Genomic DNA, 18,971 nt, shown 5'->3' on the forward strand with positions numbered 1-18,971 from the left:
AAGCAGATAATAGGGTCATGCAGTTTATCGGCAAGCTGTGACAGATCTTGAGTTGTTAGCGATCGGGCAGAAATAATGGCAGAAACAACGTGGGATAACAGAAACGAAAACGCCCGGTTGAAACCCTTTCGTTTAACGGCCGCAACTTGTGCAACATCTAAACCAACTGGGGAAATCAACCGGGCATTCTGAATTTTAGGTCGCTGCGAAGAAAGACTCAACGCAGAAGGAGCATGTCATTAGCCCCGTTCTTTTCCGTGGCCTGCTTTGGAGATGACGTTAAACACCTCACCTAAACCATAAATCAGACCCAAGATTACGGCCATGACCACCGGTACCATAACCACGGCAAAGACCAAACTTTTCAATAATTCCACGATGGTAGCCTCATTTAACTGCTCGTTGAGCGGTATACTACACCACTTTCAATAATTCACTTTAAACCATATTCAAAGTGAATAAGCCCTATTATTTTAGCAACTGACAAAAAAATGTAACCAGCCAAAAGTGCGATTTGCCCCCCCGCGCGCCAATCGGTAACAATGGCGCTTTTACTGCCGGAGCCAAAATGACCATGCAAGCCGAAATTCTTCTTACGCTAAAGCTTCAGCAGCGACTTTTTGCTGACCCACGCCGCATCGCCCTGCTCAAGCAGGTCAGGTTGACAGGTTCCATCAGTCAGGGAGCCAAGTTGGCGGGCATTAGCTATAAAAGTGCCTGGGATGCCATCAATGAAATGAATACCCTGGCCGAAGAAACGCTGGTGGATCGCGCAACTGGAGGGAAAGGCGGTGGCGGCGCGCGTTTAACCCGTTATGGCGAGCGCTTGATTCAACTTTATGAATTACTCGAGCAAATTCAGCAAAAAGCTTTCGATACCCTGAAAGATGATGCACTGCCGCTGGACAGCCTGCTGGCAGCCATTTCCCGCTTCTCCTTACAAACCAGCGCCCGCAATCAGTTCTTTGGCACGGTCACTGAACGGGATCATCATCAGGTTCAGCAACACGTCAATATTCTACTGGCAGATGGAAAAACTCGTCTTTCCGCCGCCGTTACTCAACAAAGCGCCGATCGTCTGCAACTGACGACAGGTAAAGAGGTACTGGCGCTGATTAAGGCCCCTTGGGTGAAATTAGCCACCGATCAGGCGCTGGCAGGAGCAGCAGACAACTCATTGCCTGGCATCGTCGCCAGCATAGAGCCAGGAAGCGATTACAGTGAAGTGATTGTCACCCTTCACGGCGGAGCCAGTTTATGCTCCACCTTATCCAATCAAGAGTTACATAAACTGAATCTACATAAAGGTACGCAAGTTATCGCCCAATTCAATGCAGATCGGGTCATTATCGCCACACTTTGTTAACACGGTTTCCTTATCTGTACGCTGCGTTCCCGGCGCAGTCGTGCAGATTTGTCATTTGACTTTCCCCACTAATCCGCTTATCCCTTAACGTATAATACGTTGCGGAAAATGGGAGAAATGATGTCAGAGTTGCATATAGCGCAAGGTTGTTTTCGTTTAAACGATACCCGAACGCTGAATCTTCCAGATCTATGTATTCACTCTGGTGATAGCTGGGCCTTTGTCGGCGCTAACGGCAGCGGTAAATCAGCGTTAGCCAGAGCGATCTCCGATGAGTTAATTCTCCTGACCGGCAGTCGCATCAGCGATTTTCGACATATCGTCCGTTTATCGTTTGAGCAACTTCAGCAGTTAGTCAGCGAAGAATGGCAACGCAACAATACCGATATGCTCAGTCAGGATGAAGACGATACCGGTCGTACCACCGCGGAAATTATTCAGGATCAGGTCACCAACCCGCAGCGCTGCCAGCGGTTAGCACAGCAGTTTGGTATCGGTCATTTGTTATCTCGCCGCTTTAAATATCTTTCTACCGGCGAAACCCGCAAAACCCTGCTCTGTCAGGCACTGATGCCACAGCCTGATATGTTGGTGCTGGATGAGCCTTTTGACGGATTGGATGTCGCCGCTCGGGAACAGTTGGCGCGACATCTGGCGGAACTGTCCGCTCAAGGCGTGACGCTGATATTAATACTCAACCGATTCGATGATATTCCTGATTTTATTCAAAAAGTGGGAGTATTGGCCGATTGCCATTTAGCCCGTTTAGGTGAACGTAAACAGGTTTTAGCCGAAGCCTTGGTTGCCCAACTGGCTCACAGTGAAAATCTGGACGGACTCTCCCTGCCGGAAGCAGAAGACCCGCAGCAACAGCCTTCATTAACAGCAGATAACCCGTTAATTATTCTGCGAAATGGCGTGGTGGAGTACAATGATCGTCCCATTTTGCACAATCTGAGCTGGCAGGTAAATCGCGGGGAGCACTGGCAGATTATTGGCCCAAACGGCGCGGGAAAATCCACGCTGCTTAGCCTGATTACCGGCGACCATCCGCAGGGCTACAGTAACGATCTGACGCTGTTTGGTCGTCGTCGCGGCAGCGGAGAAACCCTTTGGGATATCAAACGCCATATCGGTTATGTCAGCAGCAGCCTGCATTTGGATTATCGCGTCAGCGCCAGCCTACGTAATGTGATTATTTCCGGTTTCTTTGATTCCATTGGTATTTATCAGTCGGTTTCCGATCGACAGCAGCGTTTGGCCGATAAATGGTTGGCATTGGTCGGTTTGTCCGGTGCGGCCGCTGACCAGCCATTTCACAGTCTGTCATGGGGACAGCAACGGCTGGCGCTGATTGCCAGAGCCTTGGTAAAACATCCAGCTCTGTTGATATTGGATGAACCGTTACAAGGGCTAGATCCGCTGAACCGTTTGCTAGTGCGGCGTTTTATAGATGTCATGATTGGCGAAGGAGAAACCCAACTGTTATTTGTCTCTCATCACGCCGAAGACGCGCCAGTGTGCATAACGCATCGCTTGAGCTTTATTGCCGACGGCGATATTTATCGCTACCAGTTTAGCCAACTGCCTGATTAGCGCTATAACTTAAGGGCAATCGGCGCAGTTCAGACTGGCCAATCGGCTTGTCGACAACTGACCCGACCTTTTAATCCATTTCATTATGTTATTATTTATGCCGATCAGTAGACATCGATCGGATTGACATTCAGTGCCAGGGCTGTCGGCGCTGAATCTATCACTAAATTCAACACATAAAGGGACTATTCTATGTGGGGCGTTCTTGCTGCTTCGTTACTCTTTTTGCCATTTAACCGGATCATCGCCCTGTTACTTTTGGCTATTACTTTAGGTATTGCCACCGCGACCGGCGTACTGACCTTACCGGCCATCACCGCACTGTTGTTAATTCTGATCGCGTCGTTAGCATTGCAAAAATACCGCCAGATAACCTGGCTGGCGGGCGGATTAGAGTTGCTATTAGTGGCGGCTTCTGTTGCGCTGTTCTTCCATTACATTCCGGGTTTCAACAATCTGAAAGTACTGGATAAAGTGCAGGTCGGGCCACTCAGCGCCCCGTTCTCAATGTATTACAATCTGGACAAAGCTCTGATTCCCTTTGTTCTGTTAAGCTGCTTGCCCGGCTTATTTGTTGCTAAAAAACATCCTTCCGTAGGGAAAGTTGGTTGGGCTGTGTTGGTGCTGGCTGTTCCCGCACTGTTGCTGCTGGCGGTGGGTTTAGGCGGCCTGAAAATCGAACTGCACACACCGGAATGGCTCGGTACTTTTGTTATCGGCAACCTGTTCTTTGTCTGTCTGGTTGAAGAAGTGCTGTTCCGCTGCTATCTGCAACAACGTTTAAGCCAGTGGCTTGGGGCATTTCCCGCTCTGATTATTGCTTCATTACTATTCGGTGCCGCGCATTATCCCGGTGGCCCTTTGTTGATGGTCTTCGCAGCGCTAGCCGGCGTGATTTACGGTCTGGCATGGATGTGGAGTGGCCGCCTGTGGATCGCCGTTGCCTTCCATTTCGCGCTGAATCTGATGCATCTGTTGTTCTTTACCTACCCGTTGGCACTGCATCATTAGGCAGCTCTGCCAAACTGATTTCATCAACCGGCAGGATACGCCTGTCGGTTAGATGGATGAAAACGTTATCATAATGCTACACTTATCTCCCCTCACTTATGCCCTTCAGGCTAACGGTTCATATAGTGTTCAATGCCTTAGTTGAGTATGAGTGTAAACGATTCCATTTTTGATGTTAGATCACCTTTTTACCGTTATAGGCGTGATATCTTCATCTCATAAGTACGATTTAGGAGCTTGGTATGTATGTTTTAGTGACAGGTGGTAGCGGTTACATAGGCAGCCACACTTGTGTGCAGCTAATTGAAGCTGGCTATACGCCAATCGTTATCGACAACCTATGCAACAGCAAATCCAGCGTATTAAAACGCATCCATCAATTAACGGGTCAATCGCCTCTGTTTTATCAGGGCGACCTTCGCGACCGTGCGCTACTGGATCATATCTTTAGCCAGCATACTATCGGCTCAGTGATTCACTTTGCCGGTTTAAAAGCCGTCGGCGAATCGGTCAATAAACCTTTGGCCTACTACGATAATAACGTCAGCGGCACGCTGGTATTGCTGGAAGCTATGGCTGCAGCCGGGGTTAAAAACTTTATTTTCAGCTCCTCCGCCACCGTTTACGGCGATCAGCCCAAGATCCCTTATGTCGAGAGCTTCCCCACGGGCATTCCCTCTAGCCCTTACGGCAAAAGCAAACTGATAGTGGAAAATATCCTGCAAGACGTCCAGCGTGCCGATGCCGCATGGAACATGACTATTTTGCGCTATTTCAATCCGGTCGGCGCTCATCCGTCCGGACTGATGGGCGAAGACCCGCAAGGTGTACCCAATAATCTGATGCCGTTTATTGCACAGGTCGCCGTCGGTCGACGAGATTCTCTGGCCGTTTTCGGCAATGACTACCCCACCGCCGATGGCACTGCTGTGCGAGATTACATTCACGTAGTAGATTTGGCCGATGGTCACGTTTCAGCACTGAAAAAATGCCACAACCGAGCTGGAGTACATATTTATAACCTCGGCGGCGGTTGCGGTCACAGCGTGCTGGACGTGGTGAATGCCTTCAGCAAAGCCTGCGGTAAACAACTGGCGTACCATTTTGCCCCACGTCGCGAAGGCGACCTCGCCGCTTATTGGGCTGACCCGACCAAAGCTGCCGAGGAGCTGGACTGGCGCGTACAACGCTCACTGGACGAAATGGCTATCGATACCTGGCGCTGGCAATCACAAAATCCTCAAGGTTACCCTGATTAAGGAAGGAAAATGAGTGGCTTTAATCCCGTGGACCATCCACACCGTCGCTATAACCCATTGAGCGATCAATGGATTCTCGTTTCTCCCCATCGGGCCAAGCGCCCGTGGCAAGGGCAGCAAGAACCGTTGGCCACGGGAGAACAGCCCGCTCACGATCCCAATTGTTTTTTGTGTCCGGGTAATTTACGGGTCACCGGCGATCTGAACCCGAATTATTCCGGCACCTATGTATTTACCAATGATTTCGCCGCATTGATGCCGGATACGCCCGATGCGCCGGAAACCGCCGATCCTCTGATTCGCTGCCAAAGCGCGCGCGGAACCAGTCGGGTGATATGTTTCTCGCCCGATCACAGTAAATCCCTGCCGTTACTTTCTCTGTCTGAACTGGCCTGCGTGGTGAAAACCTGGCAAGAGCAAAGCGCGGAATTAGGCCAATCCTATCCATGGGTGCAGGTTTTTGAGAATAAAGGCGCGGCGATGGGTTGCTCTAACCCGCACCCTCACGGGCAAATCTGGGCCAACAGCTTCCTACCCAACGAAGCCGAACGAGAAGATCGGTTGCAAAAAAACTATTTTGACCAGCATTTATCACCGCTGTTACTGGATTACGCCCGTCGAGAGGCTGCCGACGGCAGCCGAACCGTGGTAGAAACCGAGCACTGGCTGGCCGTTGTACCTTATTGGGCCGCCTGGCCTTATGAAACTTTGCTGCTACCGAAAGCGCAGGTTATGCGGATGGATGATCTCACCTCGGAACAGCAGACCGATATGGCACTGGCGCTGAAAAAACTGACCAGCCGCTACGATAATTTATTCTCCTGCTCATTTCCCTATTCCATGGGCTGGCACGGCGCACCCTACAACGAGGCTGACAATCGCCACTGGCAATTGCATGCGCATTTTTATCCGCCGCTGTTACGCTCAGCTACGGTGCGAAAATTTATGGTGGGTTACGAAATGTTGGCGGAAAGCCAGCGCGATCTTACGGCTGAACAGGCGGCTGAGCACCTGCGAGCAGTAAGTGATGTTCATTATCGAGAAGCTGGAGTTCAATAATGTCTTTAAAACAACATACCCAGGCCGTTTTCCGCCAATATTTTGCCAAAGAGCCCACCCTCACCATTCAGGCACCCGGTCGGGTCAATTTGATTGGCGAACACACGGATTACAATGACGGATTTGTATTGCCCTGCGCGATCGATTACGCCACGGTTATTAGCATGGCAAAACGTGACGATCGACAGGTTCGTGTGATTGCCGCAGATTATGATAACCAGCAAGATATATTCTCTCTCGATGAACCTATCGTTAGCCACCCTGAACTGCGCTGGGCCAACTACGTGCGCGGCGTGGTGAAGCATCTGTTACTGCGAAACCGTGATTTTGGCGGTGCCGATCTGGCGATCAGTGGCAATGTGCCTCAAGGTGCCGGTTTAAGTTCATCTGCATCGTTGGAAGTCGCGGTAGGTCAGGCATTCCAGTCACTCTATCAGCTCCCACTCAGCGGCGTGGAACTGGCACTCAACGGCCAGGAAGCAGAAAACCAGTTCGTCGGCTGTAACTGCGGCATTATGGATCAATTAATCTCGGCATTGGGCAAACAAGATCATGCGTTGCTGATCGACTGCCGCTCGCTGGAAACTCGCCCGGTTTCTATGCCAAAAAACGTCGCCGTAGTCATTATCAATTCCAACGTAAAGCGGGGTCTGGTCGATAGCGAGTACAACACTCGCCGCCAACAGTGCGAAGCCGCCGCTCGCTTCTTTGGCGTAGAAGCCCTGCGCGACGTCACTCCGGCGCAGTTCCTCGCCGATCAGAGCGAAATGGAACCGATAGTTGCCAAACGCGCGCGCCACATTATTAGCGAGAATGAACGCACGCTGGCGGCCGCCGATGCTCTTGCTCTCGGCGATCTGAAATTGATGGGACAGCTAATGCAGGAGTCACATATTTCTATGCGTGATGATTTCGAAATTACCGTGCCAGCCATTGATACGTTGGTCGATATCGTGAAAGCTGTCATGGGTGAACGAGGCGGTGTCCGTATGACCGGCGGCGGCTTCGGCGGCTGCATTGTCGCGCTGATGCCTCAGGATTTAGTGGAGCAAGTACGGGCGACCGTCGCTCTGGAATATCCGCAAAAAACCGGCGGTATGCAAGAAACATTCTATGTTTGTCAGGCCTCTGCGGGAGCCGGAATATGCTGAAAAATGCGTTAGCACCGGACGGTCAGCCGTTCCAGTTAACCGAATTACGTAATAAATCAGGCATGACGGTGAGCCTGATGGACTGGGGCGCAACCTGGCTTTCGGCTATTTTGCCGCTCAACGACGGGGACCGACGCGAATTGCTGCTTGGCTGCCCAACACTGGAAGATTACCCACGGCAAGGTGCCTATCTGGGCGCTACCGTCGGCCGCTACGCAAACCGGATTGCTCAGGCTCAATTGCATCGTAGCGGACAGGATTTTCCTCTGGTCGCCAATAGTGGTCCAAACCAGTTACACGGCGGCCCCCAAGGGTTCCACCTCCGGCGCTGGCAGATTATTCGTCAGGATAAACGTCAGGTTTGTTATCAATTGCATTCCCCAGATGGCGATCAGGGTTTTCCTGGCAATCTGATCGTCGAAACCCATTATCGGCTAACCGATGACAATCGGCTGGAAATTGATTATCAGGCCTCGGTCGACCAGCCTTGTCCAATTAATCTGACCAACCACGCCTATTTTAATCTGGATGGCGAAGGCCACGACGCACGGCAACATCGGCTACAACTGTTCGCCGATCGTTACCTGCCGGTGGACACTACAGGCATTCCGGCAGAACCTTTAGCCAGCGTAGAGCACAGTGGCATGGATTTTCGCCAGCCAAAAACACTAGCACAGGATTTCCTCAAAGATCCCTGCCAACAGCGGGTTAAAGGCTACGATCACGCCTATTTGCTCCACCGTACCGGCGGCGCAATAGACAGCCCTGCGGCTCATGTATGGTCAGCCGATGGCAAAGTCAAAATGAGCGTATTTACCTCTGCACCGGCAATACAGCTGTATAGCGGTAATTTTCTGAATGGCACACCGGCTCGGCTCGGTGGAACTTACGCTAACTATGCAGGTATAGCGCTGGAAAGCGGATTTTTACCCGATAGTCCTAATCATCCAGAATGGCCACAGCCCGACTGTTGGGTCACTTCGGACAAACGCTACCGTGCTACCACGGTTTATCAGTTCACGGCGCTGTAATACCATTATTATAAAGCATTTATGGCGACACATTCTCCGTAACTCATTGTTTATGTAGGCTTTTGCTTCCTTCAACCTTTCCTTCTGACATAAGATATAACTGATTTTTCACCCGTCCCTACCCTTCTCCAACGGCGCCGACTACGCTTAGAGTCATCCGTAAAGCCAATAACAGGCAACTCCATGATTTGAGTTGGCTATCTCTCATCGTGAAATCAGCCTACGTTGATGGCCCGTGACGGATCAAAACTCATTCTGCTTACTGACCCAAAAGGAAATGTTATGCGCCTGACTACATTGTGGTTGTTATCTGCCGGGCTTTTGCTCAGCGCAAACGTAATGGCTGCCGATACGGCCAAAACGCCTTCCCCGGCTCAACTGGCACAGCAGAAAAAAATGACTGACTGTAACCACGAAGCCACCAGCAAAGCACTGAAAGGTGACGACCGTAAGCAGTTCATGAGCACCTGCCTGAAAGCCGGTGCGCCAGTGGCGCCAGCGGCAATGACGCCGCAGCAGGAAAAAATGAAATCCTGTAACGCCGAAGCCAAAACCAAAGATCTGAAAGGCGATAGCCGCAAAACCTTCATGAGCACCTGCCTGAAAAAAGCCGCTTGATCCAGTTTCATTGCTAGATGTGGCGCTGCGGGGTATGTTTAGTACCCCGTTTATTCGCTGTATAGACTTATAGACGAATCGATTCGGCAAAGAGTCTTACTTTGCGGCAAAAAATTGGCTATGGTTAAACACAATCGATTGCTGTTCGCAGTAATCCCGCAATATAATGATAATAGTTATCATTGAATAAGTTAGACATTTGAGGAGTTCGAACTATGGCAGTAACAAAGCTGGTTCTGGTACGTCACGGCGAAAGTCAGTGGAACAACGAAAACCGCTTCACTGGCTGGTATGACGTTGATCTGTCAGAAAAAGGCCGTACTGAAGCAAAAGCGGCAGGTAAGCTGTTAAAAGACGAAGGCTTCACGTTTGACTTCGCTTACACCTCCGTACTGAAACGCGCTATCCACACCCTGTGGAGCATTCTGGATGAACTGGATCAGGCATGGCTGCCTACCGAAAAGTCCTGGAAACTGAATGAACGTCATTACGGCGCGCTGCAAGGCCTGAACAAAGCTGAAACCGCTGCAAAATACGGTGACGAGCAGGTTAAACAATGGCGTCGTGGCTTTGCCATCACTCCGCCAGAGTTGAGCAAAGAAGACGAGCGCTTCCCAGGACACGATCCGCGCTACGCAAAACTGTCTGACAAAGAGTTACCAACGACCGAGAGTTTGGCACTAACCATCGAACGCGTTATTCCTTACTGGAACGAAGAAATCAAACCACGCATCGCAAGCGGTGAGCGCGTTATCGTTGCTGCTCACGGTAACTCTCTGCGTGCGCTGGTTAAATATCTGGACGATTTGAGCGAAGATGAAATTCTTGAGTTAAATATCCCAACTGGCGTGCCGTTGGTTTATGAATTCGACGAAAATCTGAAGCCAATCAAGCGTTACTATCTGGGCAATGCCGACGAAATCGCAGCGAAAGCCGCTGCCGTGGCTAACCAAGGTAAAGCAAAGTAATTTGCCGGATGAATTTCATCCATAAAAAAAACCCCGCTCCGGCGGGGTTTTTAATCTCGGTGCTCACTGACACCGACTACTTCTGCGTAAATCTCTTAGTCGCGACGGGCTTTCACCGCGTTTGCCAACTGTTTTAGCAGAACTTCGGTATCTTCCCAACCAATACAGGCATCAGTGATACTTTTGCCATAGACCAGCGGTTCACCGCTTTCCAGACTCTGATTGCCTTCCACCAAATGGCTTTCTATCATCACGCCCATAATCGCTTTTTCGCCTTCAGCTATCTGGCGACATACGTCGGAGCCAACTTCCATTTGTTTCTTGAATTGCTTGCTGCTGTTGGCATGGCTGAAATCAATCATGATTTGCGCCGCCAGATTGGCCTTATTCAGCCCTTCTTTCACCGCACTCACGTGCGCCGCACTGTAATTTGGCTCTTTACCACCGCGCAGGATGATATGGCAATCGCTGTTACCGGCAGTGTTAACGATTGCGGAGTGGCCCCATTTGGTCACAGACAGGAAGCAGTGTGGTGCACCCGCGGCATTGATCGCATCAATCGCCACTTTAATGGTGCCATCGGTGCCATTTTTGAAACCAACCGGACAAGACAGGCCAGAAGCCAGCTCACGGTGCACTTGAGATTCGGTAGTTCGTGCACCGATAGCGCCCCAACTCATTAAATCAGCCAGATACTGCGGCGTAATCATATCCAGAAACTCACCGGCAGCCGGTAATCCACTGTCATTGATATCCAGCAGCAGTTTACGCGCCAGACGCAGCCCTTCATTGATATCGTAGCTGTTATCCATGTGCGGATCGTTAATCAGGCCTTTCCAGCCCACGGTGGTACGCGGTTTTTCAAAATACACGCGCATAACCACTTCCAGCTCACCGCCGAGTTCTTCCCGCAGTTTCAGCAGGCGCGCAGCATATTCTTTTGCCGCTTCAGTATCATGAATTGAACATGGGCCGATAACCACCAGCAGACGATCGTCCGCACCACGCAGAATTTGATGAATCGCATTGCGGGCCTGAGCGACGGTTTCTGCCGCGCGAGTGCTAGCAGGGAACTTTTCTAACAGCGCAACAGGGGGCAGGAGTTCCTTAATTTCATTAATCCGTAAATCATCATTCTGGTAATTCATAGTTCTTCCATTCTGTCTTATGACAATCATTGCATATTTGTGGTTTCAACCAATCTAGCCTGTCAATTGAACGCTGTAAATCTACTTTATCGCTTTAGGTATACCACTTAGGTTCAGTCCCTAAATCTAACCCTCCCCTTGGAGCATATGCGGCTAAAAATAACCTGTATATACCGAACTGAAATATTGCCACTTATTTGCTTGCTATCTATTGGAAATATACTTGTTTTAATTAATTATTTTATTAAAAATTATAAATATTTCCCTATTCGTCTGTACTTATCTCACTCATAATGAATTTAGCAAAGTTATTATTTAGGATGATATATATCAGAGGATAAAAGGACACTATGCCAAGGCTGCTATTAGTTGATGACCACCCTGTTGTACACGTCGCCCTTGAAGCCGCGCTGCTTCAATCGGCCATCCCTTATCAATTGCAAAGTGTCTCCGACGACCAGCAAGCACTCCAGCGCCTGGCCGAACAGCCTTTTGAATTGCTGATCCTCGACATCGGCTTACCGCAGGTAGACGGCCTGCAATTCCTGCGCAGAATTCGACGCCATTACCCCGAGCTTCCGGTGATCGTCTATACCTCGCAAGAGACAGAGGTATACGCTAAAATGGCTCACAGCGCCGGTGCTCAAGGATTTGTGCACAAAGGTAGCCTGATGACTCACCTGTTGGACGCCATGGGCCAGGTACTGGCAGGTCATACCGCTTTCCCAGAAGAGATTTCTTTTGTTGCCTCAGCAGATAATCATGAAAAACATAATCTCACGCCAAAAGAAATCCAGATATTGGGCCTATTAGCGAAAGGGAACTCCAATTTGCATATTGCGCAAATGTTAAACATCAGCAATAAAACCGTCAGTACCCACAAAAAGAATATTTTGAATAAAACCGGGGCGGCGAATCTTCTTGAATTAATTGCCGTATTTAACGATCTACAGCCATGAAATTCATTTGGTTGCTCCTGACCCTTATTCAGTTCTGCCTGCCTGCGGCAGCGATTGCCGCCGATCCGGTACGCTATAATCTGATCAGTAGCATCAACGTCCCCACCGATCAGACCTTTGCCACGCTGAAGAATGACTGGCGCGGCAAAACCCTACGCGTTGGGATTTTGAGCGATAACCTCAGCCCCTACAATATTATCGTTGATGACGATCTCTATGGCCTGAATGCAGACTATCTAAACTATATTCATCAAGCCACCGGGGCTCATATAGCCATTTATGGCTTTACCGATCTGGCGCAGCTCAATCTGGCAATGAAAAACAAACAGATCGACCTGCTATTTGGCATACCGCAAAATGCCTTTACGCCCAACCTGTTCTCTTCTGCCCCTTATTACGTCAGTAATTTACGCGTACTGCGCAACCGGCAAAATAACCGTTCCATTATGCTGAATTCGGAAAATGCCCGAATTGCCATCAGCAAAATTACCGGTATGCAGGCTTATGACGAAATAAATAGCCAGACGGCCAACGTGCGCTTATTCGACAGCAATTTACAGGCAGTTTACTCATTATTAAATGGCACCAATGACTACTTTATTGCCGATGAAACCAGCGCCAGTTTTATTATCGATCAGCTACAGCTCGGGCAAATCTATCAGGTTGAAAGCGCGATTAAATTAGGCAATTTATCCTTTGTTTTTGCCTCTACCGATAAACCGTTAATTGAGATGCTCGATCAGGTTATCAGCAATTTACCCATGTCGATGGCCAATATTATTCAGAATCGCTGGAGCAAAAAAATTCCTAGCTATCTGGATACCGGCAACGCCGACCTTTCGCAGTTGGAACAGGAATGGGTGAAGAAAAATCCGCGGATTAACTATGCCGTAATCGAAAATGACTATCCTTTCAGCTACCGAGGTTCTGACGACGAGCCTCATGGTTATATCATTGATATTATTAATATCATAGCCCAAAACACTGGTCTGGAATTCGCTCCAGTCTGGAGCAGCAATCCGCAACAGGCAGACCAGCAGGTCAGCAATAAACAGGCGTTATTCCGAGCCGTATTGCCATTAACTCGTGGTTTTAAAGAACAATACGACAGCACCATTCCCATTCATCGGGCTTTGTGGGGTGTTTATGTCAGCGAATACGCTAACAATATTTCGACTTGGAAGGATTTAGACGGGAAGCGTATTGGCGTAGTGAATGGAAATTTGGGGCAACACCTGATTCCCAATGGTTTTACCGTGATCAATTTTGAGAACAGTAAAGCCCTGTACGATGCGCTGGCGAATGGTCAGGTCGATGCATTGATTGATAACGTGATTTCCGCCAACTTTATTGTCCTGTCTCGCTATGCGGGAGCGATAAAACTGGCCTTTTCCGCTAACAATATCGCTTATCCCATCGCGTTTGGCGTGCGCCCCGATACGCCGCTATTGTTGTCTATTCTCAATAAAAATCTGCTGCAAATTCCACCAGCCACTCTGCAATCGCTGCGCGACGGCTGGACCTCGGATCGCAGCAGTTTGATAGATGCGGTGAATGATAATCGCATGATGCCGCAAACCGGTTGGTTGCTAACCTTACTGGGGCTGATTATTGCCGGGTTACTTTTTGTATTGCTACGACGTTTTATTCAGCAACGAAAAGAGTTACGAGAGCGGAATAGGTTGGAACTGGCGCGCCGTGAGGCAGAGGCTGCTAATAGTAAAAAAAGTCGTTTTCTGGCGACGATTAGCCACGAATTACGCACGCCGATGCACGCGATTCTGGGGCTGCTGGAACTGGAGTTAAAACAGGCTAATCATCAGAATGATAACTTACCGGTGATATACAGCTCGGCCTCATCCTTACTGAGTTTGCTCAATGATTTACAGGATTATGCCAAGCTCGAAACTGGCAGCCTGCAACTGAATCCTAAACCAATGCCACTGGAGCCGTGGATCGGGCATATCCGCGCCGTTTATCAACCACTTCTGGGAATGCGACCAATTAGCTTCGCTGTCAGCCATAGTGAGTCCTTACCGGGGGCGATTTTGGTGGATGGAGGCCGACTGCTTCAGGTGATCAATAATCTGATTACCAATGCGATTAAATTCACTCAAAGCGGAGAAATTAACGTCAATATTCAGTGGCAGCCTCAAACAGATGCCCGCGGCAACCTATTATTGCAGGTTAAAGACAGCGGCTGCGGTATCGCCGCCAAAGATCTGCCTCACCTGTTCCAGCCATTTTATCGCGCCGGAAATAGCAAAAGCTTGTCAGTACAAGGTAGCGGTTTGGGTTTATCCATTTGCAAAGAAATCATTGAACGTATGGGAGGCCAGATTAACTTGACCTCGATATACGGTCAGGGCACGCAGGTAGACATCAGTCTGCCCGCCACCATAACAGAGGAAGAACCGGCGGCTAGCCTGCCGTTACAGCAATCGCAGATGCCATTAACGGCGCTACAATCGTTAAGAATCGCGGTTGTGGACGACCATCCAACCAATTTACTGCTTATGCAGCAACAGCTAAACCACTTAGGTATGTCGTCAGAAGTGTTTGAGAATGGTCGGGATTTCCTACAGGCCCACCGCCAGCAACCCTTTGATTTATTATTTATCGATTACAATATGCCGCATCCGGACGGTTTTACGTTGGCAAAAATCATCCGCTATATCGAACGTCAGCAAGATCTGGCTCCGGCAAAAATCATTCTTTGCTCTGCCGATGTACAAGAATTTACCCGAATTCTGCCCGGAAAAGTGGCGATTGATCACTGGCTGATCAAACCCATTTCTCTGGCTGCCATTGAAAATATCTTACGTGTGGAAGCGACCACTATTGCTACACCTACCGATTTCAGCGATCTGGAGAAAACGCTTCAATCATTGGCGCATCAAAATAGCGAGATGATGCGCAAACTTACTACCACGCTGCTCGATTCCCTCACCCAAGATAAACAGTTGCTTAGCCAGCCAGACGCTTCTCTTTCCACTATCGAGAAAACCGCCCATAGAACGAAAGGCAGCTTCCTGATTTTACAGCACGCGCTGGGGGCTGAACTGTGTCAGCAGGTAGTTATTCAATGCCAGCAAGGAAAAATTACTGAGGAAACCTATAATCAGTTATTGAAGATGCTAGATGAAACCATTCATAAATTGAATAAGATATCTTCAATACTAACTTAGCAAACCATCAGTAGATGGTTTAGATAACCCAAAGTATCGGCTAGGTTTTGTCGTAAATTGCTTTGTCAAAATCCAGGATGAATGATGACAACAACCCCAGACTCCCCGAAAAACAGTAACAGTAAGCGCCTACTTATCGCCTTTATCGTGACGACCGTATTTATGGTTGCGGAAGCGATAGGTGGCTGGCTATCTGGCTCACTGGCGCTGTTGGCAGACGCCGGTCATATGTTGACTGATTCAGCCGCGCTATTTATCGCACTGATGGCGGTTCGCTTTTCTCGCCGTAAGCCTGACGCCAAACATACCTTTGGCTATCTGCGCTTAACGACAGTAGCCGCCTTTGTAAATGCGGCGGCGTTATTGCTGATCGTGGTATTTATTCTATGGGAAGCAGCTAGCCGTTTCTTTATGCCGCACGAGGTGATGGGCACGCCAATGCTGATTGTCGCCGTTGCTGGTCTGTTAGCCAACTTATTTTCTCTGTGGATTTTGCGCGGCGATGGCGAAGAGCAAAATATCAACGTCCGCGCGGCCATGCTGCACGTTATCGGTGACTTTTTAGGCTCTGTCGGAGCAATAGTGGCAGCGATTGTGATTTTAACCACCGGCTGGATGCCTATCGATCCGATCTTGTCCGTACTGGTTTCAATGTTGGTTTTACGCAGCGCATGGAGCCTGCTGAAAGAGAGTTTTCATGAATTGCTGGAAGGCGCACCGCAGGATGTGGATATCGATAAATTACGCAAAGCGCTCTGCCTGAATATTAGTGAAGTCCGTAACGTTCATCATGTGCATCTATGGAAAGTCGGTGAACAACGGGTGATGACCTTGCATGTGCAGGTGATTCCACCACGCGATCACGATGATTTGCTGCAACGCATTCAGCATTATTTACTGCATCACTACCAGATTGGGCACGCCACGATTCAGATAGAATATCAGCACTGTGAAGAACCAGACTGCGATATTAATCAGGCCGCGACTTCCGCTGGCGTTCACCAACATCACCACTAAATTGTTAGCCTCTGTGCCTGACAGCAGCCAGAATTCCGCTGTCAGGCCTTCATATTAACAGTCAAGACTGACTAACTCTGAACGGCTAGGGGTCGCGAATGATTATCTCTGGCTGCTTTAATCCACAGCCACGAGCCATTCAGGGCAATCAACGTCAGGATGACGTATTCCAGCGCCATCACGTATACACCCTGATAGGTGAAGATCACCACGCTAATCACATCAATAACCACCCAAACCAACCAGTTTTCCACGTATTTTCGCGTCATCAGAATCATCGCCACAATGGATAACACCATCATGGTCGAGTCCCAGAACGGGAAAGAATCCGGTTCCAAATGTGGCACCTGAACGTTGGCTCCGAATGCCTGCATAATGGCGACGGTGATTCCTGTCAACCAAGCAAATACGCGATCAATATTGAATGTCATCAGTGCAATACCGATCACGCACACTGCGCCCCATCCCAATGCTTTTGGCAGTGAAAGCCAGCGAATCTTTAACTCGATCTGATTATCGGCGGTCTGACGACTCCACGCATACCAACCGTAAATATTGGCACCAAAGAAGAACACCTGAAGCAACAGGCTGGCGTACAGCTGAATCTGGAAGAAAATGACGGCAAATAACGTCACGTTAATCAAGCCAAACAAATAGTTAATGATCTTCTCTTTGCTGGCGAACCAAATACACAGCAAACCAAATAAAGTACCAATGGCTTCAATCCACGATAAATCGTATCCCTGTACGCCGAGCGGGATATGCACCAATATGTTACCCGTACTGAAAAAGTCCATCCGATAATCCTTTTAGTTAACCGCCGAAGCAGCCTCTTTAGACTTGCCAAACTTTCAATTTATCAATCCGTTGCTCTAACGAACTATCTCCGGAAACCCATAATGCCCGCCAATAATCAGGATTATGACATTCAGGCATTACCCTGTGCCTGCAATTTTAGCTGATTGGCAAAATCCAGCATGCGATTAAGCGGAATCAGCGACTGCTGGCGCAATTCTTCATCCACATGTATCTCGTGCTGTGCCCCGCCTCGCTCAAGCCCTTCAGCAATAGCCTGCAAGCCATTCATCGCCATCCACGGGCAATGGGCGCAGGTTCGGCAAGTTGCGCCTTCACCGGCTGTCGGGGCCTCGAACAATTCTTTCTCTGGGCAAACTTGCTGCATTTTGTAAAAGATACCGCGATCGGTGGCCACGATGAGTTTTTGCTGCGATAACGTTTTAGCCGCCTGAATTAGTTGGCTGGTGGAGCCCACGGCATCGGCCATATCGACGATGGCCTGAGGAGACTCCGGATGCACCAAAATGGCAGCGTCCGGGTGTAGCGCCTTCATCTGCATCAACGCCTGAGTTTTAAACTCGTCATGGACGATACAGGCTCCCTGCCAGCAAAGTACGTCCGCACCGGTTTTCTTCTGCACGTAATTGCCTAAATGACGATCCGGAGCCCAGATAATTTTCTCACCTAAGCTGTCCAGATGTTCAATCAACTCAACGGCAATGCTGGAAGTCACAACCCAGTCTGCCCGCGCCTTAACCGCGGCGGATGTGTTGGCGTACACCACAACAGTACGATCAGGATGGCTATCGCAAAACGCAGCAAATTCATCGGCCGGACAGCCTAAATCCAGAGAACACTCGGCGTTGAGAGTGGGCATTAATACCCGCTTCTCAGGGTTAAGAATTTTTGCCGTTTCTCCCATAAAACGCACCCCAGCAATCAGCAACGTAGAAGCCGGATGCGTGTTGCCAAAGCGAGCCATTTCCAAAGAATCGGCCACACAACCACCGGTTTCTTCCGCCAGCGATTGAATCTCGGGGTCGGTATAATAATGAGCGACCAATACAGCATCCTGCTGCTTCAGCAACATCTTGATCTTCTCACGATAAAAAGCCTTCTCATCGAGATTTAAGGGCGCAGGCTTTGCCGGGAAGGGATAAATCGCCGCATTTATATCAAAAATTTCGCTCATCGCTCACATCTCATCGCAAGGTATGTGGAAAAACATCGGTTACTCACGCTGTTATCCATAAAATAAGGGATTTTGTTTTTTATCCTAAACAAAATACCCAAAATGTGAGTGGAAGTCGCCCGAATTTATTGATATATGCGAAATATGTTTAATAGAGTTAAAAATAGTAGATGAATCGTTTCTATTGATGGTTTTACCGTTCTAAGAATCATTATCGTCGAATCTGTCAGGCTAAGATCAAATGGAAAGAGCCACAGCAGCCCGTATCTGGCGCAGCCTATGAAAAAGCCTTAGATGGCAAAGAAGGTGTTCGAACGCTGACAGCGCCATAGAGAGACGATTTGGAAGCTATTAATAACAGACCTTAGCTAAAAGGTTTAAGCCTGACTATTTTCACAGACTCACAACCGCAGATCGAATCTGAAAGCAGGTAACCCGTAACATCCTGATACTCACCCTTCAGGCCAATGCAAGCGTTGGTCAAAACCGGCATGCAGGTTTATCTCACCCTATAAATGGTGCAGTATGTGATTGTTTTTTCTTTGGGAAGTTGACTGGTACTAGAAGGAAATTGTGGGTCGTACGGGGTTATTTTTCTGCGGACTCACCC

Annotated in this window: 16 protein-coding genes; 12 read left to right on the forward strand and 4 right to left on the reverse strand. The window is 49.1% G+C overall.

Annotated features, from left to right (window positions below; translation table 11 throughout):
• Nucleotides 1-239: 239 nt before the first annotated feature.
• The gene (locus AD970_RS18640) at nt 240-380 is read right to left on the reverse strand and encodes an AcrZ family multidrug efflux pump-associated protein (RefSeq protein ID WP_049596701.1); all 141 of its coding nucleotides are present in this window, start codon (nt 378-380) and stop codon (nt 240-242) included.
• A 194-nt stretch (nt 381-574) separates the two neighbouring features.
• Between AD970_RS18640 and modE the strand changes: the two genes are divergently transcribed.
• The 9 genes from modE to gpmA all read left to right on the forward strand — a co-directional run bounded on the left by modE (nt 575) and on the right by gpmA (nt 10,059).
• Nucleotides 575-1,366 carry a molybdenum-dependent transcriptional regulator gene (gene modE, locus AD970_RS02265; RefSeq protein ID WP_049596840.1) on the forward strand — a complete coding sequence of 264 codons (792 nt, stop codon included), beginning with the start codon at nt 575-577 and terminating at the stop codon, nt 1,364-1,366.
• Between the two features lie 120 nt (nt 1,367-1,486).
• Nucleotides 1,487-2,962 (forward strand): molybdate ABC transporter ATP-binding protein ModF, encoded by a 1,476-nt coding sequence (modF, locus tag AD970_RS02270; RefSeq protein WP_049596702.1) that lies wholly within the window; start codon nt 1,487-1,489, stop codon nt 2,960-2,962.
• A gap of 192 nt (nt 2,963-3,154) precedes the next feature.
• Nucleotides 3,155-3,973 (forward strand): CPBP family intramembrane glutamic endopeptidase, encoded by an 819-nt coding sequence (locus AD970_RS02275; RefSeq protein WP_049596703.1) that lies wholly within the window; start codon nt 3,155-3,157, stop codon nt 3,971-3,973.
• Nucleotides 3,974-4,215: 242 nt separating this feature from the next.
• The gene (gene galE / locus AD970_RS02280) at nt 4,216-5,232 is read left to right on the forward strand and encodes a UDP-glucose 4-epimerase GalE (RefSeq protein WP_049596704.1); all 1,017 of its coding nucleotides are present in this window, start codon (nt 4,216-4,218) and stop codon (nt 5,230-5,232) included.
• A gap of 9 nt (nt 5,233-5,241) precedes the next feature.
• On the forward strand, nt 5,242-6,291 hold the full coding sequence (gene galT / locus AD970_RS02285) for a galactose-1-phosphate uridylyltransferase (protein WP_049596705.1): 1,050 nt from the start codon (nt 5,242-5,244) through the stop codon (nt 6,289-6,291).
• Nucleotides 6,291-7,442 carry a galactokinase gene (galK, locus tag AD970_RS02290; RefSeq protein WP_049596706.1) on the forward strand — a complete coding sequence of 384 codons (1,152 nt, stop codon included), beginning with the start codon at nt 6,291-6,293 and terminating at the stop codon, nt 7,440-7,442. Before galT ends, galK begins: the two co-directional genes overlap by 1 nt.
• The gene (gene galM / locus AD970_RS02295) at nt 7,436-8,473 is read left to right on the forward strand and encodes a galactose-1-epimerase (protein WP_049596707.1); all 1,038 of its coding nucleotides are present in this window, start codon (nt 7,436-7,438) and stop codon (nt 8,471-8,473) included. The genes galK and galM overlap by 7 nt, the downstream gene beginning before the upstream one ends.
• Nucleotides 8,474-8,755: 282 nt before the next feature.
• Nucleotides 8,756-9,091, forward strand: coding sequence for a PsiF family protein (locus AD970_RS02300; protein WP_049596708.1), 336 nt, complete (start codon nt 8,756-8,758; stop codon nt 9,089-9,091).
• A gap of 215 nt (nt 9,092-9,306) precedes the next feature.
• Nucleotides 9,307-10,059: a 2,3-diphosphoglycerate-dependent phosphoglycerate mutase gene (gene gpmA / locus AD970_RS02305; RefSeq protein ID WP_049596709.1), complete on the forward strand. Its 753-nt coding sequence runs from the start codon at nt 9,307-9,309 to the stop codon at nt 10,057-10,059.
• A 95-nt stretch (nt 10,060-10,154) separates the two neighbouring features.
• Here the strand turns inward: gpmA and aroG are convergent, their stop codons facing one another.
• Nucleotides 10,155-11,207: a 3-deoxy-7-phosphoheptulonate synthase AroG gene (gene aroG / locus AD970_RS02310; protein ID WP_049596710.1), complete on the reverse strand. Its 1,053-nt coding sequence runs from the start codon at nt 11,205-11,207 to the stop codon at nt 10,155-10,157.
• Nucleotides 11,208-11,557: 350 nt separating this feature from the next.
• On the opposite strand from aroG, the gene AD970_RS02315 reads away from it, so the two are divergent.
• From AD970_RS02315 to zitB, 3 genes are all read left to right on the forward strand, one after another.
• Nucleotides 11,558-12,166: a response regulator transcription factor gene (locus tag AD970_RS02315; RefSeq protein ID WP_049596711.1), complete on the forward strand. Its 609-nt coding sequence runs from the start codon at nt 11,558-11,560 to the stop codon at nt 12,164-12,166.
• On the forward strand, nt 12,163-15,354 hold the full coding sequence (locus tag AD970_RS02320; protein ID WP_049596712.1) for an ATP-binding protein: 3,192 nt from the start codon (nt 12,163-12,165) through the stop codon (nt 15,352-15,354). Before AD970_RS02315 ends, AD970_RS02320 begins: the two co-directional genes overlap by 4 nt.
• Before the next feature lie 84 nt (nt 15,355-15,438).
• Complete coding sequence (zitB, locus tag AD970_RS02325) at nt 15,439-16,371, forward strand: CDF family zinc transporter ZitB (protein ID WP_049596713.1); 933 nt, start codon at nt 15,439-15,441, stop codon at nt 16,369-16,371.
• A gap of 71 nt (nt 16,372-16,442) precedes the next feature.
• Here the strand turns inward: zitB and pnuC are convergent, their stop codons facing one another.
• Together pnuC and nadA are read right to left on the reverse strand one after the other, a co-directional pair.
• Entirely contained in the window at nt 16,443-17,168 is a 726-nt protein-coding gene (gene pnuC / locus AD970_RS02330) for a nicotinamide riboside transporter PnuC (protein WP_049596714.1), read from the reverse strand.
• Nucleotides 17,169-17,299: 131 nt separating this feature from the next.
• On the reverse strand, nt 17,300-18,361 hold the full coding sequence (nadA, locus tag AD970_RS02335) for a quinolinate synthase NadA (protein ID WP_049596715.1): 1,062 nt from the start codon (nt 18,359-18,361) through the stop codon (nt 17,300-17,302).
• Nucleotides 18,362-18,971: the final 610 nt, after the last annotated feature.

Source organism: Yersinia nurmii (assembly GCF_001112925.1).
GTDB classification, from domain to species: Bacteria; Pseudomonadota; Gammaproteobacteria; order Enterobacterales; family Enterobacteriaceae; genus Yersinia; species Yersinia nurmii.

Bases quoted from the DNA above. Each gene is read 5' to 3' on its own strand.
- modE (WP_049596840.1), top strand. From the start codon at position 575: ATGCAAGCCGAAATTCTTCTTACGCTAAAGCTTCAGCAGCGACTTTTT.
- modF (WP_049596702.1), top strand. From the start codon at position 1,487: ATGTCAGAGTTGCATATAGCGCAAGGTTGTTTTCGTTTAAACGATACC.
- AD970_RS02275 (WP_049596703.1), top strand. From the start codon at position 3,155: ATGTGGGGCGTTCTTGCTGCTTCGTTACTCTTTTTGCCATTTAACCGG.
- galE (WP_049596704.1), top strand. From the start codon at position 4,216: ATGTATGTTTTAGTGACAGGTGGTAGCGGTTACATAGGCAGCCACACT.
- galT (WP_049596705.1), top strand. From the start codon at position 5,242: ATGAGTGGCTTTAATCCCGTGGACCATCCACACCGTCGCTATAACCCA.
- galK (WP_049596706.1), top strand. From the start codon at position 6,291: ATGTCTTTAAAACAACATACCCAGGCCGTTTTCCGCCAATATTTTGCC.
- galM (WP_049596707.1), top strand. From the start codon at position 7,436: ATGCTGAAAAATGCGTTAGCACCGGACGGTCAGCCGTTCCAGTTAACC.
- AD970_RS02300 (WP_049596708.1), top strand. From the start codon at position 8,756: ATGCGCCTGACTACATTGTGGTTGTTATCTGCCGGGCTTTTGCTCAGC.
- gpmA (WP_049596709.1), top strand. From the start codon at position 9,307: ATGGCAGTAACAAAGCTGGTTCTGGTACGTCACGGCGAAAGTCAGTGG.
- aroG (WP_049596710.1), bottom strand. From the start codon at position 11,207: ATGAATTACCAGAATGATGATTTACGGATTAATGAAATTAAGGAACTC.
- AD970_RS02315 (WP_049596711.1), top strand. From the start codon at position 11,558: ATGCCAAGGCTGCTATTAGTTGATGACCACCCTGTTGTACACGTCGCC.
- AD970_RS02320 (WP_049596712.1), top strand. From the start codon at position 12,163: ATGAAATTCATTTGGTTGCTCCTGACCCTTATTCAGTTCTGCCTGCCT.
- zitB (WP_049596713.1), top strand. From the start codon at position 15,439: ATGACAACAACCCCAGACTCCCCGAAAAACAGTAACAGTAAGCGCCTA.
- pnuC (WP_049596714.1), bottom strand. From the start codon at position 17,168: ATGGACTTTTTCAGTACGGGTAACATATTGGTGCATATCCCGCTCGGC.
- nadA (WP_049596715.1), bottom strand. From the start codon at position 18,361: ATGAGCGAAATTTTTGATATAAATGCGGCGATTTATCCCTTCCCGGCA.